Source organism: Xenorhabdus bovienii, assembly GCF_024721015.1.
In the GTDB taxonomy this organism is placed as follows: domain Bacteria; phylum Pseudomonadota; class Gammaproteobacteria; order Enterobacterales; family Enterobacteriaceae; genus Xenorhabdus; species Xenorhabdus bovienii.
In genome coordinates this window covers 1-15,606 of the sequence record NZ_JANAIF010000016.1, presented here as the reverse complement: position 1 = coordinate 15,606, position 15,606 = coordinate 1, and the positions used below count along the sequence as shown (strand labels likewise).

Genomic DNA, 15,606 nt, shown 5'->3' with positions numbered 1-15,606 from the left:
ACACATTGACTGGCAAGAAAATGAAAGTACTATCGAAGTTTTTGCGATGCTTTTGCTTTGTAGGTTTTTTAACCCTAAGCATGTACTTTCTTATGGTGACTTTCTTCAGGTTTGGGTATCCGTAATAGACAGACCCGTATATATAATCAAACGGGTCTGTCTGCCATCTTAGGAGCCGATTAAGTGATTATCAAGCAAGAATTGATGCAAGTCGGATTTTTTGTTATTCAATTCAACTTTATCATTGGCATAGTGGAGTTTAAGGCCGATCACGTTATTCTCATCGGTGAGGATCTTAAACGAAACACCTTGGCTGGCTATCATCTGTACTTCTTGAGTAGCCTCGGCTTCTGCGGCCTCTTTTGTTTTTCCATCAAGTATTTTGGCTTGAGTGATAGATTCTATCAACATAGGTTTGGGGATCTTAACATCCAAAGATAGTTCTTGAAGGAGGGTACGGATCATTTCTTCCGGTCCCATGAGGATCAGCGAGTCTTTATTTTCTGGTATGTTTTTCAATGCGAGTTTGAAGTTTACCGAGCTTTCGCCTTTACTGTTTTTCCATTTCATCGGCTCAAGGCTGAATTGCGGACTATTATTAAACAGCAGATGTGCGTTTTCGATAACTTTATTAGACACTGAATCGGTAGATAGAGCCTCTGAAGTCAGTGCTTTTGCCGTGGCATCGTTATAAGCTTGACTAAATTTACGGACTGATTGACCATCCAGATTACTCATACCGATAACCAATTGACCTGAGCCAAGATCCATGTTCTTGAGTTTGAGGCCATCAATGCCATAAGAGACATTCAGATTCAGGTTCTTGTCAGTTTCTCCTACCTTAGAAGTTATTTTCATTCCCTTGAGAGAGAAGCTGTCATCACTCGTTGAACTCAAGGTGATTTCATCAATATTATAATTTTGATCGCCAAGATACAGGTCGAATTTACCTTTCTTGTTGTCGCCCTTAAAGCCAATGCCTTTAAGAGTCAGCTCTTCGTGTTTGGAAGGAGAGCTGAAAATCAGCCTATCGCTTTTCACATCAAATTTGAAATTACTTAAATCACGGGCAATTTCAGCATCGATTTTTGCACCTGAAAAAACCAGTTTATTGCCATTTTTCGCTGTGTAATCAACAGGAATAAAGTCAATATCAGTAGAAAGGCTACTGCTATAACCTATTTTGGTTTCCATGGTGAGCAGGGATTTACCTTTGGTAGCTTCAAATAAGGCTTTTGTTGCTTCGCTCTGTTCTAGCTCTGAATGGATAGATGCCATTTTCGGAACCAGATGAAGTTTTTTCAGGTCAGAAATGGGTAACGGGCCATGTCCTATACTGGATTTGAAGATAATTTCTTCATTTGGTTTGATGTCCGTATTTTTCACGCCATCTTTGATTTTGAGGATCAAGCGGACATCAGAACTGAAAACGCCACGTTGAAAGTCTTTCGTTTGCAATTCAATAGCACTTTCAGGAAATGATTTTGCAAGTTGAGTGTTTACAGTCTTAATGATGTTATTCAGGCGGCCTTCAATTTGTTTCCCTGTATACCATGATGCGCCAGTCCATGCTGCACCTAACGCAACAATAACACCTACAGCTACTAACGATTTTTTCATGTGGAAATTCCATCCTTTTTATGCATACAACATTATGGAAGTATGCGTTCTGTCTTTAATGTCGATAATGGTTGTTAATTGTATAGTTTAACTAAAAAATTTTTAATCAATTTTCAATAAAAGAGTCATTAACAACCAATGAAAAGGGTGTAGCCCTATGGGTCTAAACTCACTAATTAGATACTTTAGCAATTTTCCCATTACCATGAACAGTCAAGTTTTTTTCTATAGCAGATAAGAAAACTGATTCACCTGAGAATAATCTCAATTGCTGTTGCTGTTCATCCGAACTGATAATTATTTGACCTTCAAAGCAAAATAGAACCGAAGCAGAATCATTTTTCAGTGTTATTGGCTGTTCTGAAACATCATAAACAGAAAAGTAAAAATCATTGACAGGAACAGGGTAATTCAGAGCATCTTTTTCCTGTTTTGGGAGAGTCAGTAGAGTATCGGCGGGTTTGGAAACAAAATCCAGATTAGCCATTAACTCGGCAACATCAATATGTTTGCTGGTTAAGCCGGCGCGCAGAACATTGTCTGAATTGGCCATGACTTCTAAGGCTACACCTTCGAGATAAGCGTGAGGTGTACGGGCATAGAGAAACATAGCCTGGCCTGGTTTCAGTTCAACTATATTAAGCAGTAGGGGGGTAAATAAACCATTATCATCGGGATAGAAGGCAGTCACTTTTCTGATGGTATCCCAAGGTTCTCCCTCTCGATTGTTCAGCACTGATTTCAAAACGGCGATCGCCAAACGTTTTTGTTCGCCTTGCATAGTCAGCAACTGGGAAAAGAGAAACGATAGATACGATTCAGTCGGGTTCTGGATAAATACCTGAATATCGGGATGTGCGGCAGAAACATGGCCAAGTAATTGAGCAATGTCTGATAAAGGCCGAAAGGCATTCATTGCCTTAAACGGAGTCAGAGCATACACCAATTCAGGCTTATGATTATCATCTTTGTAGTTGCGCTGGGGTGAATTTAAAGGAATACCAGCTGCATTTTCTCTGTCAAATCCTGTTTCTGCCGATGATTTGTCCGGATGTACTTGAATGGAAAGTGGCTGGGCTGCGCATAATACCTTGAACAAGAACGGTAACCGCTGGAATTGTTCAACCACTTTTTCCCCCAGATATTTTTCTGGCTCTTGGGCTATCAGTGCATTCAACGTTATGGTCTCACCTGTTTTGGGATCCGTGACCTGAGAACTGCATTTCGGATGTGCGCCCATCCATAGTTCTGCCATTGGCTGATTATTTGGATTCTTAATACCGTAGATGTCCGTCAGGGCGGTTTTACTTCCCCAGTCATAATGTTGGATCTGGTTGGTCATTTTCAGCATGGCAAGACTCCCTATAATAAAAAAATAAACTTATTTATATGACAACAATACAATAAACACGATCAGGTCGCATTATGGATAATAAATTTATGGCATGATAATAAAATGCCGACTAATTTATCTGCAAATTTTGATCCGGCGTATTCAATTATTCTGTGTGCTAAGGAGATAGTAATGGCAGCCACTCGCATTGAAAAAGACTCAATGGGACCTATTGAAGTACCTGCTGACCAATTATGGGGAGCGCAAACTCAGCGCTCACTGGAGCATTTCCGCATTTCTCAGGAAAAAATGCCTGTTGCGCTGATTCATGCTCTTGCATTGACTAAACAGGCTGCGGCCAGTGTCAATATGGATCTGGGCCTTTTGCCTAAAGAACGTAGTGATGCAATTATTGCTGCGGCGAAAGAGGTATTGGAAGGCAAACACCCAACAGAGTTCCCTCTTGCTATCTGGCAGACTGGTTCGGGAACTCAAAGCAACATGAATATGAATGAAGTGTTGGCGAACCGTGGTAGTGAGATCCTTGGCGGTCAGAGGGGTAATGAACGTCTGATTCATCCCAATGATGATGTTAACAAAAGCCAAAGTTCCAATGACGTTTTTCCAACAGCCATGCATGTTGCAGCAGTTATTGGATTGAGTGAGCAGCTATTGCCTGAGTTGAAAGCATTACAAAAAACACTGGCAGATAAAGCGGCAGCATTTAAAGATATCGTAAAAATTGGTCGTACTCACCTGCAAGATGCGACTCCTCTGACTCTGGGTCAGGAAATATCTGGTTGGGCGGCAATGCTGACTCATAACCTGAAACATATTGAAGATAGCATTCCTCACGTATGTGAATTGGCATTGGGCGGTACAGCGGTAGGAACTGGCCTGAATACGCACCCTGAATATGCCGTTCGCGTTGCGAAGAAAATCGCTGAATTATCTGGCCAACCTTTCGTTACTTCCCCAAATAAATTTGAAGCACTGGCAACTTGTGATGCATTAGTTCATTCACATGGATCATTGAAAGGTCTGGCTGCATCTCTGATGAAAATTGCTAATGATGTTCGCTGGTTAGCTTCTGGTCCTCGTTGTGGTATTGGTGAAATTTCCATTCCTGAAAATGAGCCAGGTAGCTCAATTATGCCGGGTAAAGTGAATCCGACTCAGTGCGAAGCCATGACGATGCTGTGTGCACAAGTGATGGGTAACGATGTGGCAATTAACATTGGCGGAGCATCTGGTAACTTTGAGCTGAACGTATTCCGTCCGATGGTGATCGATAACTTCCTGCAATCAATTCGCTTGTTAGCGGATGGTATGCGTAGTTTCAATGAGCATTGTGCTGTTGGTATTGAACCTAACCGTGATCGTATTACTCAATTGCTGAACGAATCTCTGATGCTGGTAACGGCTTTGAATACCCATATTGGTTATGATAAGGCCGCAGAGATTGCTAAAAAAGCACATAAAGATGGTCTGACGCTGAAGCAGTCAGCGATGCAACTGGGTTATTTGACCGATGCTGAATTTGACGCATGGGTTCGTCCAGAAGATATGGTTGGTAGCATGAAGTAATTCTGACTATCCAGTGACAAAATTAAGTCATTGACGATATAAACCGGAGGAGAAATCCCCCGGTTTTTTGCTTTATATTTCCCGATAAAGATGTAAGCGTGGGATAACTAATTCAAGTGGTTTGGCTTTGGGTTTATATCGGTGCTTGATGGCATTGGCATTATAATTTGATAATGTACCTATCTTCGGTTTTATTTCGCAATCGTCTGTATAAAAAGAAATAATTGGCAATGGACAGGCATATTGCACCTGTTTTTGTAGTTCTGAATACCAAACACGGGTAATGGGCTGAACTTTGACAGGCCTTTTTATTTTCAATATCGTATCATCAGGTAATTTCTTAATATCCGTAATTTCTAATGCAACCAATGCAGCCCATTGATCGCTAGAGTAGGGAGGAACCGCTCGTCCAGAATTATAACTTTTTTCCAACTGTTCAAGAACTTGTTGTTTGGTGACTTTATTAATGATGTTTTTATTCGCCCAACCAAAATTGATAGAGTCTGGATTCACGAGGGGAGTAATAGTGCGGTAAGCATTCAGGGTAATTAAACCGCGTAGATGATCATGGACAAATTCAAATCTTTGTTCTTTGCTGACGCCTGACTCTTTGGTTACGATATTTTCCAGTTCGGCCTTAAGCTGGTTAACTTCATTGATAACGTTCATCGCTGTTTTATATTGCTGGTGGCTAACAGCAAAACATAACGCACCAGGTAACCGACTTGCAGCTTTGCTGCTGATATTGGGGTGGTTATGGTGTATGAATAGCTTTTGGTAGAAATGTAGCCCTAAGTTGAGAGCGTCATTTCCCTGTAATGGGTTGACCGCAATTTCAGTAATCTGCTCATGTTCTTCGCCTTTTTCAATTTGAGGCAATTCAAACACCCGCGCATCAATGAGCGGGTAGTTCATCAATAATCCAACTAGTTCAGCCAATTTTTCTTCCTGTTTTTTGAAGCTGGACGTAAGTGATTCTATTGAAAAGTATTTATTCATAAGGACTCTCAGCGATAAATGATGTGGCTTTTTCATTTATATTTAGTTACAACATACTAATTAGTATAACCACAAATGGAGTAAATCCTCAACAAAATACAAAAAAAAGCCCAATAAGCAACAAAAAGAAAAACGTCTGTTGCGAAACATTTCACTATTGTGATAAAAATCAAAAAAGGAATTACTGATTATCTAACAAGTTTCAATAAGTATTTATGTAATAAGTATAAGAAAAATTGTTCACTTTATATCGTTGATAGAGTGGGGCCAAACACAGCACCAAGGTTGTTTAAGATGAAAAAATTAGTCAAGCCAGTGAATTCCTTTGAAAAGGTGGTTGATACATTATTACCGTATTCTGAATTAATTGCTTCTGATTTATCGACACAAGGTAAATTGCTTAAAGTTGAAAATGAATTCGCTAAATTTTTTTTATTGCAGCAAGGGTATGTAAATATACGAAGAATAGATGACGGTTTAATCATTGCAACGGTTTTTTCACCTTATATTATAGGATTATCTTTCTATTCTGGCTCTGATGTCTATTATTCCATTGAACTTGGCCCTCATTGCAGACTATATCAACTCCCTCGTATTAATGCTTTGAATGCTATAAAAAAACATGATCTTTATAGAGAATGGATGAGGATAATTTCATACAAGATGGCTTTTTTATATGCAAGAGATGTCAGTATTTTTCGTCCTGGAGCCAAAGAAGTTGTGTGCAGTCTATTATCCCGACTTATAACTCTACCTGCTGAATTTCATGAAAACACATCTGTTATCAAATATATAGAACAAAGATGTACGCTTTCACGCAGCTGTATACAACGTGTATTATCGTCGTTGAAAAGAGAAAATTATATTGAAATGATTGATGGGCATTTAGTAAAAATTAATTCATTGCCGATTCATTCTTATTATTAAAGTGAAAGGGTGAAAAACAAACAATTTAATGATATTAAACTTTATCTGGTAAAAATTGCCGGAATATATTTATGGATACCGGCGGTTTTATTTTATCATTTTTCAAATTTGTTGAGTTTTAAACCTAAATACAGTGCGATTATTGTTAATAATGACATAAATATGGCTACACCATTCCATTGAAAATTCAGCCAAAATATGCCACCTAATGTTCCAGCAACGCTAGAGCCTGCGTAATAGCAGAATAAATAAAGGGATGAGGCTTGCGCTTTGGCTCGTTTAGCTCGACATCCGACCCATCCACTAGCAACCGAATGAGCAGCGAAAAATCCCGTAGTTAGTACCATCATGCCAAGCATAATTGCCCAGATGGAAGAACATATTGTAATGAAACCGCCAATCAACATCATGCTGATCGCAACCAGCAGCACCTTTCCATGCCCATGTTTATTTGTCAAAGCACCGGCTTTTGTCGCACTGTAAGTTCCAGTTAAGTAGACTATCGACAATAATCCAATAATAGTTTGGTTGAAATGGTAAGGTGCACCCAATAGCCGATAACCAATATAGTTAAACATAGTGACAAAACAGCCCATTAATAAGAAGGCTTCAGCAAACAATAAAGGTAGGCCTTGGTCACGAAAATGCAGTTTCAGGTTGATAAACAAGGTATTGGGTTTTAATGAACTTGATCTAAAATTTTTAGAGGGTGGTAACATTTTCCAAAATGCGATAGCTGCAATTAGTGCAAATGAACCCAGTAAAATGACAGCAAACCGCCAAGGAAAATGATCCGCAATCATACCTGTAATCAAACGCCCACTCATTCCTCCCAATGAATTTCCACTGACGTAAAGCCCGATAGACAACGCAACATAACTGGGATGGATTTCTTCGCTTAAATAGGTCATTGCAACAGCGGCAACACCACTTAATGACAACCCAATCAGTGCGCGGACAACCAAAAGCCCGTTCCAGCTCGTTACTATTGTACTTAAGAGTGTAAAAATGGCAGCAGCAGCCAGTGATATTACCATGACATTTTTACGACCAAGAGCATCTGATAAAGGACCTGTTATCAATAAACCAAGAGATAACATACCGGTGGATAGAGATAGTGCCAAGCTGCTGCTTGCTGGGGAGACATTAAATTCCTCTGATAAGATGGGTAATATAGGCTGAACAAAGTAAAGTAACGCAAAAGTTGCTAATCCTACAGCAAAGAAAGATAGGGTAACTCGAAGATATACGGCATCATCTCGTTGAATATAGCGCTGTTCATTTTCATGTCGTCGATTGATTTCAACATCACTTTCAACGTCAGGAACTGCTGATTCTTCACCGACGCTTGGGGCTGTATTCACGTTACTTCCTTAATTTATGTAAAAAAATGCTAGCGACTTGATTTTGATCAAGAATAGGAACTCATGAATATTTTGTCTAATTAAAGCCGCCAGAATGCAGCAGGGTGAACTGGGAGAGATATCCATCGGTTTTACATCCACCACACCTTTCATGCGTAAGGTCACTCTCAGTTTACGTCAATTCCGTGAACGTTATCCTGACGTGGCCATTCATATGCATCAAATGAACACCAAGCAGCAAATAGCACCTTTGCAGACAGGTAGAATTGATATCGGGGTCATGCGTAATACGTTATTGCCTGATAACTTAGAGCATCGATTACTTTTCCGCGAACGCTTTATGCTAGCGGTATATGATGGGCATCCCCTGCTGAATTATGCTAACGAAGGTATCAGCTTGGAAATGTTATCTGGCTATCCACTCGTATTTTTTGAGCGTGATGTAGGAACAGCCTTGTATGATGAAATTATCTCTCTGCTGGCTAATGCAGGAGTCACCCCTATGATTTCACAGGAAGCGGGGGAAGCGATGACAATACTTGGATTAGTCGCTGCGGGGTTAGGGATCAGTATAATAACGGAATCATTTACTCGGATGAAAATCGATGGTGTTCAATATCTCCATTTAGCAAATGCTCCTGCCTGCTCCGAAGTCTGGTTAGTCAATCACAAGAATCGACAGAATATCGCGGCAGTAGACCGATTAACCAATCTCTTAATTTCAAATATTGTTGATGAAAGTTGTTAATTACACGTAATAATCACGAGAAGTTCGTGTGAACGATCACATTTCTACTGTAAACGGATATCTTCTAATTTAAACAAGGACATAATCGTTACTCATTATTTAGAGGCACAAATTAAATAACGGGAGGCGAAGTGAGTGTTGATATTCAGCCAAGTCACGTTGACCAGATTAAACAGACCAATATCGGTCTGGTTTATCGGTTAATTGATCAATATGGTCCAATCTCACGTATCGCACTTTCCAAAAAATCTCAACTGGCTCCCGCAAGTATTACAAAGATTACACGGGAACTGATTGATGCTCATCTGGTGAAAGAAGCCGAATTTCCCGATCTGAGTTTTCGAGGGCGTCCCGCTGTAGGGTTGAAAATCGATAGTAAAGGGTGGCAATTCCTATGCATACGCATTAACAAAGAAAGTGTTGTCTTTGGTCTTCGTGATTTAAGCAATAACTTGAGGGTTGAAGAAGAGCTACCGTTCTCATTTTCCCTTAATCAATCTTTTCTGGATTGTATCGTTGATGAAATTGATGATTTCTTCTTTCGGCATCAATCTTGTCTTGAACGCCTGACGGCCATTAGTATTACCACCAATGCGATTATTCACAGTTCGCCGTATTATGATATTCAAGATATCCCACTTGGCACATTCTTGCATCAGCGTACTGGGTTACCGACGTTTCTGCAACACGGCATCACAGCATGGACAATCGCGGAATCTTTATATGGCGCGGGGGAAAACTGTCAGAACCTTATCCAGATCGTCATTGACGATAATGTAGGAGCAGGGGTTATGACAGCGGGACAGATGCTTCATGCTGGAAACCATAGCGTTGTGGAAATAGGACATACTCAAGTCGATCCTGATGGTGAACATTGTTATTGTGGTAATACAGGTTGTCTGGAAACCGTTGTCGGAATAAAAAACATCTTGGTGAAAGCTCATCGCCTGGCAGAAAGCCATCCTGACTCGCTACTTTATTCAATATCACCACTGACAATTGATTCACTTTGTCAGGCTGCGAATCAAGGCGATCTTCTGGCAACAAACATCATCCATGATGTCGGAGAACGAATCGGGCGCATCATGGCAATTATGGTTAATATATTTAACCCAGAGAAAATCTTGATCGGTTCCCCACTGAACGGCGCACAGAACATTCTCTATCCTGCCATTCAACAGCAGATAGCCCAACTTTCTCTCCCTGGCTATAGCCAACAGGTTAATATTGTTGCCACCCGATTTGACAATACCGGGACACTGCCAGCGGCATCATTGATTAAACAATCTCTATATAGTGGTGAGTTGCTGATCGAACTCATGCAAGGATAGAGCACATCAGGCAAAACATTGCGCTAACGCAATCCCTATCTCAAACACATCCCCTAAACTTTAAGCCTGCTCGCTATAAAGAGTAACCAGTCTATCTGTCATTATGGAAAAATGAATTTATGTTAACGCGCTTATTTGTTACAGGCACGGATACCAACATCGGTAAAACAGTTGTTACCCGTGCATTACTGCAAATCTTTAATCGTGAAGGAACAACCGCAGTGGGATATAAACCCATCGCGACAGAGAAACGAGAAACACCGGAGGGAATACGTAATCATGATGCCTTAGTCATACATAAATCTTCACCGGTTCAAGTCACTTATGAAGAGATTAATCCTATTATTTGGGAAAGCAATTATGAAGAAGGGAACCAGATTAACTTTGTTCAAATGACAAAAAGCCTGAAAAATTTAAGCCAAAAAGCCGATCGTGTGATTATCGAAGGTAATGGTGGCTGGCGTATCTTGCTACAAGATGACTCATTCTACTCAGACTGGGTGGTGCAAGAAAAGCTGCCTGTTATTTTAGTGGTAGGGATTCAGGCGGGATGCGTCAGTCATGCCATCCTGACCGCTCAATCCATTATCAATGATGGTGTACCACTGATTGGCTGGATAGCTAACCGCATTAACCCTGGGCTGGCGCACTATGCCAAAACGCTGGATAGGTTACGGTATCATATACCGGCACCACAACTTGGCGAAATTCCTTATCTTTTAAGGCCAGAAGAAAGAGATTTATCTTGCTATTTGGATATTTCAGCAATATCCAAGTTTGATAACTAATCATTAGAAAAGGGGAGCTAAACGTGCTCCCCAGTTTAATTTTAATAAGTTCTCATTTTTGAGCTTCTTTTGCATCGCTAGTAGCGTGAGAACCTGTAGTGTGGGAAAGACGGATATAGACAATTTTCTGTTTTCCATAATCACAGCTACCGACAACTTTCCCAGTGCCTTCTACAACTTGATCATTAGGGACAACTTCAAGCCTGAAATCTTCTTTAGAGACATGATTATCAATGATCTTTTGAGAAATTATTTCTTTCAGGCTTTCACATGTTGTCTTTTGTGAGGCTTGTACTGCAAAGGGAGCAAGCGCAAAAAACAAGGCACCAGTCAGTAGGATCTTTTTCACCATCATCTCCTTATTTATTGATGTCGGTGTTTGGTCTATCAGGGTTTGATCGGAAGACCTGTATTGAGATCCAGACAACGTTTTGTATTGGGTTCCCAATAAGCATTCACGTTGGTGCTTTTCAAACAGGCATCTCGATTATCAACGTCCACCTCATACTTATCAAACTGTTTTTCTTCACGTTTGTTAATTTTTTTGCGAAGGCTTCCCTGTTCATTCCATTCTTCTTTTTGTTGACGAGCCATTTCTTTGCTCATCGAATTCTCACCACCCCCATTGATGGTTACGCAAGTACTACTCGATGTACAAGGCGCAGAAAATGCTGGAGTTTGCCACAATAATGGCAACAACAGAACAATCGTAGAAACAGTCTTAGCTATCAAAGAATTATGGACATTCATATTTAAACCTCTTTCACAAAACTATCAATTGAAGTTACCCCAGAATAATAGTGTATTTTGAACACAATTTGTATTTGGGGTAAAAATAACACTTATAAAGTTAACAGTTCATCAAAAGACAATTACGGATTTCTATGCACACTTAAGCCTGCAAATGACTGGCAAACTGGCATCATTTCCAATGTATTGATATTGACGCGAGAAGGCAGGGTCGCAACCCAAAACACGGCCTCTGCGATATCATCAGGAGTGAGAGCCTCAGCACCGTCGTAAGTTTTGTTGACTTTTTCATCATTACCTTTAAAGCGTACTTGAGAAAACTCTGTTCCGCCAACAAGCCCAGGTTCAATATCTGTCACTCTAATATTCTTGCCTTGTAAATCAGCCCGTAATCCTAAGCTGAACTGCTTAACAAATGCTTTAGTCGCACCGTATACATTACCGCCGGCATATGGCCAGTTTGCTGCCGTGGAACCAATATTGATAACGTGCCCATGATTGATTTGTACCATATTAGGCAGCAGGGCGCGTGTCATGTTCACCAACCCTTTCGTATTGGTATCAATCATTGTTTCCCAATCATCTGGGTTTGCTTGATGGGCAGGTTCTAGCCCTAATGCTAACCCAGCATTATTAACTAACACATCAACATTTAGAAGTGCATCAGGCAGTTCCTGTACAACTTTCTCTATTGCGTTACGATCTCTCACATCAAGTTGAATGGGGTGAAAGCTTTCGCCTAATTCGGCTTTTAACCTGTCCAATCGTTCCTTCCTGCGCCCCGTAGCAATGACTACGGAACCATGTTTAATGAATTTCCGCACAATAGCTTCACCAAAACCGGAAGTTGCCCCTGTCACAAAAACAATCATAGTCATCCTCTTCGTTACCAATTGTTATCATTAATTTCATATCAGTAGAAAAAGTTCTTTATCATTAGTCAAGAATGAATTCTTTATCCACTATTAACATTGTGTTTTTTAAGTGTTATTTTTTACTCATTAATATAAGTGTCAGATTAACAATGACAAAAATCCTGAAACTCTGCAACTATAGAGGAATCCCTATCATGCCATTGAAACTACCGCCAGTTGTTACCCGTTTTATTGATGGCTCTCTACTGATCCGTGACGATATCGGTGAATCCCCCTGTGAGGTCTATTCTTTTAATCGGGGAAACGATCGTTTTTTTGTCAAAGTTTCTCCTGCAATCTATGCTCCCACAACTTTCAGTGTGTTACGAGAGGCTCGAATTCTGAAATGGCTGGATGAACGATTAAATGTTCCTGAAGTAGTGGTGGTTGCGCAAAACGAAGATTGTGAATGCATGATAACGCGTTGTATTCCAGGAAAACCATTATACGCTTTAATTGATGCACAACGGTCGGTGACCGAGTTATTCAGTGAGGCGTTACGGCAAGTGCAGACGGTTCCCATCAGCGAGTGTCCTTTTGATGCAAGTATTTCCTTTCGTTTACAGGAGCTAGAGTATCTGTTAGTAAACAATTTGACTGCAGATGATTATGATCTAAAACGATGGCCAAAATTAATCTTGCCGGAAGATGTGTTAGAGCACTTACATACGACCAAACCTACTGAAGAACTCGTATTCACTCACGGTGATCTTGGTGATAGTAATATATTTGTCGATAGTCACGATGAGCTATATTTCATTGATTTTGGTCGTGGAGGATTCGCTGATCGCTGGATGGATATTGCTTTCATCCACCGTAACTTACGTGAAGAAGTTTCGGACACAGTGGCAACTGATTTTATTACTTCACTAAAACAACCTGATAATCCCACTAAACGGGAGTATTACGAACTGTTAGATGAACTGTTCTAATTAAACCGTCAGACCTTCAGATAATCTATTTAATATACCCTGAATGATTTTTAGTCAATTAGCTTCGTTAATAAAACGGGTAGAAGCTAGCTAGTAAACTGTCATCGTAAGTATCTCTTACGATAAAAGAAACTTCGTATGGGCTAAAAAAGAGAAGGGCGAATTATACAAAACTGATGGAATATTTAGTAGCAACGAATAAAAAATGAAAATGAATATAAGTTCATAATTGATTACTATGATTCCAGAAAATAGTGGAAGGTATCACTGACGATGAAAATAAATTTAGAAAAACTTTGTTCTCCAGCCATCTGGGCAGAAGACCCTGTTTGGCTCCCAAGTGAAAATGCCATTATTTTCAGTGACGTGAAAGGAAATCAGATGTTCCGCTGGTCAGAAGGAGATAATGTCAGTTTATGGCGGCAAAATTCTAACTATGTCAATGGGAATGCGCTGGACAATGAAGAAAGGGTGGTTAGTTGCGAGCATGGTAGGCGGGGAATTTCTCGGACAGAAAAAGATGGCAGCGTCATCATGCTGGTTGACAAAATAGATGGCAAAAGATTCAATTCCCCCAATGATGTCGTTGTGCGTTCTGACGGAACGATTTGGTTTACCGATCCCCCTTATGGAATTATTAGTGATGAGGAGGGGTATAAATCAGAAAGCCAGATTATTGGATGCTATGTATATTGTTACGCTCCAAATGATAACAAAATCTCCATTGCAACCAGTGATGTTCAACGCCCAAATGGGCTGGCATTTTCTCCAGATGAAAAATGGTTATACGTTGCAGACATGTCTATTGCTGATTTCCCTTTGCATGGAAGACATGAGCTTCGTATCTATCCAGTACAAGGTAAAACCTTAGGAGCAGGCAAACATTTTGTTACTGTATCTCCTAGATTTCCAGATGGCTTTTGTGTTGATAAATTCGGCAATATCTATTGCAGTTGTTTAGATGGAATTTTAATTTTTAATAAATTTGGCAAGAAAATACATAAAATTGCAGTGCCTGAACGAACATCCAATTGTACTTTTGGCGGCATTAATGGTGACCAGTTGTATATTACGGCAACAACATCATTATATCGAGCCTCGTTTCGTTGGTAATAACCAAGATAACCAAGTAAACTTAATACTTGTACGACTAACCGATTTTTACCAGATCAGCTTCGCCGTAAATTTTCTGCTGTCGCTCATCATGTTTTTCTTCGTTAAGTGAATTAGGATCCCCTAACTACACTGTCAAGGCTAAGTAGAGATGTCCGCCTCTCAGCAAAGTTGAAATGTCCACAAACATCCTTTATATATTTAGGATGTCGTGGATTATTTAACGCTTTCTCTTAATGCAGGTTGATAAGGAGTAATAATGTCAAGAGTAATTACTATTGAGCCATATAATTCACATTGGGTGAATGCATATAATGATGAAATGGTTAATCTTAAAGATGCTTTTCCGGAGGAGATATTATTTGTGCATCATATTGGAAGTACCTCAGTACCTGGGCTAGCAGCCAAGCCAATTTGGGAATAGCTCAGAAATCTATTGTCAGCTAAAAAGCGAATTCATTCTCTTACATGAAAAGCTGGCTTTAAAGGAACTATCCCCCAATGAGAATCAATGAAAGTGCCACATTATCCTTAAGATCCACAGCCAAATATTTCTTCTGAGCGAGCTTGAAGTGTGGTTAATTAGAGTAGGGAAGAATAACACCGTTTAATCGGAGTTCTTTTCGACCATCAGGATAGTGCCAAACATCAATGTATTTTCCGATTGCTTTACGACTGATTTCACTATCTTCAATTAAGAAGTGTTAAGTGAGCGCGTTCTACACGACCTTTAGCTGAACTGGTCTCTGCGCATATTGTTTGAATGTTTAATTCATACATGGCTCGCCCAAATTGAGTGTAACCATCACCTTTAGTCGCATTTTTATTGTTGACCTGAAAAACACTGGCTTTATCACTATACAAAGAAAGTGGTTTGATGCCAATGCTTTTGCTGAAGATTTTATGGATGATTACAACCGCCGTTTTGCCAAAGTTCCTCAACATGATACCGTATTTTTCCAAATATCCTCGTGTCGCTTCAAAGTAGGTAAACGTCTATTCCGATTTGACAAACCGTAATTGCATTAAGCGACTAGTTGCGTCATCTTAACTTAGCCCAGAGCGGACATTACAACCTTAGTTCGCACAATCTCGAACCGCGTTATGTTTAATTGCTAGGCTGCTAAATAAGAATTCAAAATAGTAGATCACTTGAGGGAACTCAGTCCGATTTTTACGATCTGATCAATGGCGAAAATC

14 protein-coding genes and 2 pseudogenes are annotated in these 15,606 nt (G+C 40.0%); 8 read left to right on the top strand and 8 right to left on the bottom strand.

The features are described 5' to 3' along the window. Positions 1 to 168: 168 nt before the first annotated feature. Together NXS07_RS06415 and manA are read right to left on the bottom strand one after the other, a co-directional pair. The gene (locus NXS07_RS06415) at positions 169 to 1,620 is read right to left on the bottom strand and encodes a YdgA family protein (protein WP_038202721.1); all 1,452 of its coding nucleotides are present in this window, start codon (positions 1,618 to 1,620) and stop codon (positions 169 to 171) included. Between the two features lie 172 nt (positions 1,621 to 1,792). After that, entirely contained in the window at positions 1,793 to 2,971 is a 1,179-nt protein-coding gene (gene manA, locus NXS07_RS06410) for a mannose-6-phosphate isomerase (RefSeq protein WP_046336679.1), read from the bottom strand. Positions 2,972 to 3,145: 174 nt separating this feature from the next. On the opposite strand from manA, the gene fumC reads away from it, so the two are divergent. Further along, entirely contained in the window at positions 3,146 to 4,540 is a 1,395-nt protein-coding gene (gene fumC / locus NXS07_RS06405; protein WP_038202717.1) for a class II fumarate hydratase, read from the top strand. A gap of 72 nt (positions 4,541 to 4,612) precedes the next feature. Here fumC and tus read toward each other — a convergent pair whose 3' ends face one another. Beyond that, entirely contained in the window at positions 4,613 to 5,539 is a 927-nt protein-coding gene (gene tus / locus NXS07_RS06400) for a DNA replication terminus site-binding protein (RefSeq protein WP_046336680.1), read from the bottom strand. Positions 5,540 to 5,833: 294 nt separating this feature from the next. Between tus and NXS07_RS06395 the strand changes: the two genes are divergently transcribed. After that, complete coding sequence (locus NXS07_RS06395; protein ID WP_258086391.1) at positions 5,834 to 6,466, top strand: helix-turn-helix domain-containing protein; 633 nt, start codon at positions 5,834 to 5,836, stop codon at positions 6,464 to 6,466. Positions 6,467 to 6,561: 95 nt separating this feature from the next. On the opposite strand, the gene NXS07_RS06390 is transcribed toward NXS07_RS06395, so the two are convergent. After that, positions 6,562 to 7,830, bottom strand: a complete 1,269-nt coding sequence (locus NXS07_RS06390; RefSeq protein ID WP_438818378.1) for an MFS transporter — start codon at positions 7,828 to 7,830, stop codon at positions 6,562 to 6,564. An 82-nt stretch (positions 7,831 to 7,912) separates the two neighbouring features. Between NXS07_RS06390 and NXS07_RS06385 the strand changes: the two are divergent. From NXS07_RS06385 to bioD, 3 genes and pseudogenes are all read left to right on the top strand, one after another. Further along, positions 7,913 to 8,578 (top strand): annotated as a pseudogene (locus NXS07_RS06385) (LysR family substrate-binding domain-containing protein); the annotation flags it as partial. 131 nt (positions 8,579 to 8,709) lie between these two features. Beyond that, the gene (gene mlc, locus NXS07_RS06380; RefSeq protein WP_258086390.1) at positions 8,710 to 9,909 is read left to right on the top strand and encodes a sugar metabolism global transcriptional regulator Mlc; all 1,200 of its coding nucleotides are present in this window, start codon (positions 8,710 to 8,712) and stop codon (positions 9,907 to 9,909) included. A gap of 119 nt (positions 9,910 to 10,028) precedes the next feature. After that, positions 10,029 to 10,697 carry a dethiobiotin synthase gene (gene bioD, locus NXS07_RS06375; RefSeq protein WP_038196485.1) on the top strand — a complete coding sequence of 223 codons (669 nt, stop codon included), beginning with the start codon at positions 10,029 to 10,031 and terminating at the stop codon, positions 10,695 to 10,697. Between the two features lie 52 nt (positions 10,698 to 10,749). Here bioD and NXS07_RS06370 read toward each other — a convergent pair whose 3' ends face one another. The 3 genes from NXS07_RS06370 to ydfG form a co-directional block, all read right to left on the bottom strand. Continuing rightward, positions 10,750 to 11,049 carry a DUF1161 domain-containing protein gene (locus tag NXS07_RS06370; protein WP_196243613.1) on the bottom strand — a complete coding sequence of 100 codons (300 nt, stop codon included), beginning with the start codon at positions 11,047 to 11,049 and terminating at the stop codon, positions 10,750 to 10,752. Between the two features lie 35 nt (positions 11,050 to 11,084). After that, positions 11,085 to 11,447 (bottom strand): DUF1283 family protein, encoded by a 363-nt coding sequence (locus tag NXS07_RS06365; protein WP_038202705.1) that lies wholly within the window; start codon positions 11,445 to 11,447, stop codon positions 11,085 to 11,087. A gap of 122 nt (positions 11,448 to 11,569) precedes the next feature. Then, positions 11,570 to 12,319, bottom strand: a complete 750-nt coding sequence (gene ydfG, locus NXS07_RS06360; RefSeq protein ID WP_038202704.1) for a bifunctional NADP-dependent 3-hydroxy acid dehydrogenase/3-hydroxypropionate dehydrogenase YdfG — start codon at positions 12,317 to 12,319, stop codon at positions 11,570 to 11,572. Positions 12,320 to 12,516: 197 nt separating this feature from the next. Between ydfG and NXS07_RS06355 the strand changes: the two genes are divergently transcribed. The 3 genes from NXS07_RS06355 to NXS07_RS06345 all read left to right on the top strand — a co-directional run bounded on the left by NXS07_RS06355 (position 12,517) and on the right by NXS07_RS06345 (position 14,830). Beyond that, the gene (locus tag NXS07_RS06355) at positions 12,517 to 13,293 is read left to right on the top strand and encodes an APH(3') family aminoglycoside O-phosphotransferase (protein ID WP_051863127.1); all 777 of its coding nucleotides are present in this window, start codon (positions 12,517 to 12,519) and stop codon (positions 13,291 to 13,293) included. 273 nt (positions 13,294 to 13,566) lie between these two features. Next, entirely contained in the window at positions 13,567 to 14,406 is an 840-nt protein-coding gene (locus tag NXS07_RS06350; RefSeq protein WP_038224808.1) for an SMP-30/gluconolactonase/LRE family protein, read from the top strand. Between the two features lie 259 nt (positions 14,407 to 14,665). Next, the gene (locus NXS07_RS06345) at positions 14,666 to 14,830 is read left to right on the top strand and encodes a GrpB family protein (RefSeq protein ID WP_080717828.1); all 165 of its coding nucleotides are present in this window, start codon (positions 14,666 to 14,668) and stop codon (positions 14,828 to 14,830) included. Between the two features lie 160 nt (positions 14,831 to 14,990). Here NXS07_RS06345 and NXS07_RS06340 read toward each other — a convergent pair. Continuing rightward, positions 14,991 to 15,453, bottom strand: a pseudogene (locus NXS07_RS06340) (transposase family protein); the annotation flags it as partial. Between the last annotated feature and the right edge of the window lie 153 nt (positions 15,454 to 15,606).

What these genes read in the sequence shown, in the direction of transcription:
- NXS07_RS06415 (WP_038202721.1), bottom strand. Translation starts at nt 1,620, where the DNA reads ATGAAAAAATCGTTAGTAGCTGTAGGTGTTATTGTTGCGTTAGGTGCA.
- manA (WP_046336679.1), bottom strand. Translation starts at nt 2,971, where the DNA reads ATGCTGAAAATGACCAACCAGATCCAACATTATGACTGGGGAAGTAAA.
- fumC (WP_038202717.1), top strand. Translation starts at nt 3,146, where the DNA reads ATGGCAGCCACTCGCATTGAAAAAGACTCAATGGGACCTATTGAAGTA.
- tus (WP_046336680.1), bottom strand. Translation starts at nt 5,539, where the DNA reads ATGAATAAATACTTTTCAATAGAATCACTTACGTCCAGCTTCAAAAAA.
- NXS07_RS06395 (WP_258086391.1), top strand. Translation starts at nt 5,834, where the DNA reads ATGAAAAAATTAGTCAAGCCAGTGAATTCCTTTGAAAAGGTGGTTGAT.
- bioD (WP_038196485.1), top strand. Translation starts at nt 10,029, where the DNA reads ATGTTAACGCGCTTATTTGTTACAGGCACGGATACCAACATCGGTAAA.
- NXS07_RS06370 (WP_196243613.1), bottom strand. Translation starts at nt 11,049, where the DNA reads ATGGTGAAAAAGATCCTACTGACTGGTGCCTTGTTTTTTGCGCTTGCT.
- NXS07_RS06365 (WP_038202705.1), bottom strand. Translation starts at nt 11,447, where the DNA reads ATGAATGTCCATAATTCTTTGATAGCTAAGACTGTTTCTACGATTGTT.
- ydfG (WP_038202704.1), bottom strand. Translation starts at nt 12,319, where the DNA reads ATGATTGTTTTTGTGACAGGGGCAACTTCCGGTTTTGGTGAAGCTATT.
- NXS07_RS06355 (WP_051863127.1), top strand. Translation starts at nt 12,517, where the DNA reads ATGCCATTGAAACTACCGCCAGTTGTTACCCGTTTTATTGATGGCTCT.
- NXS07_RS06350 (WP_038224808.1), top strand. Translation starts at nt 13,567, where the DNA reads ATGAAAATAAATTTAGAAAAACTTTGTTCTCCAGCCATCTGGGCAGAA.
- NXS07_RS06345 (WP_080717828.1), top strand. Translation starts at nt 14,666, where the DNA reads ATGTCAAGAGTAATTACTATTGAGCCATATAATTCACATTGGGTGAAT.